The 343-nt window shown below is 33.5% G+C and carries 1 protein-coding gene; it reads right to left on the bottom strand.

Annotation, left to right across the window (positions count from 1 at the left end; translation table 11 throughout):
• A partial coding sequence (locus tag ACTHS3_RS17425; RefSeq protein WP_440368688.1) for a hypothetical protein occupies positions 1-343 on the bottom strand: 343 nt, incomplete at both ends.

The following is a 343-nucleotide window of genomic DNA, read 5'->3' as shown; positions in this document are numbered from 1 at the left end:
ATCCGCACCATTATAATCATGTTTAAATATTGAATATGATAATCCCCATGTTCCTAACATATAAGCTTCATACAACCCTCTAGAGGCATCCTTTGTGAAACCTGCATTACTCCAAAAAGGATGTTTATTTTCCCAAGGTTTATCATTCCATCTATCAGTTCTAGAATGATATGATTCAGCCCAAAAAACTGTATTAGCTTTATCTTTATTATCTAAATATGAATAACTTGACTGTTGTTGAATAATATGTTGTTTCTCACAAGTTGCATTACGACGTATATCTGGATTTTCATCAGCCTTTTGAACAGTACCCCACCATTCAACCGGATGTGTAATAACACAA

The sequence above is a fragment of the Neisseria sp. P0009.S007 genome (assembly GCF_051962515.1).
Note: the sequence above shows the minus strand (reverse complement) of the source record. Positions and strands in the feature narration are given on the sequence as shown.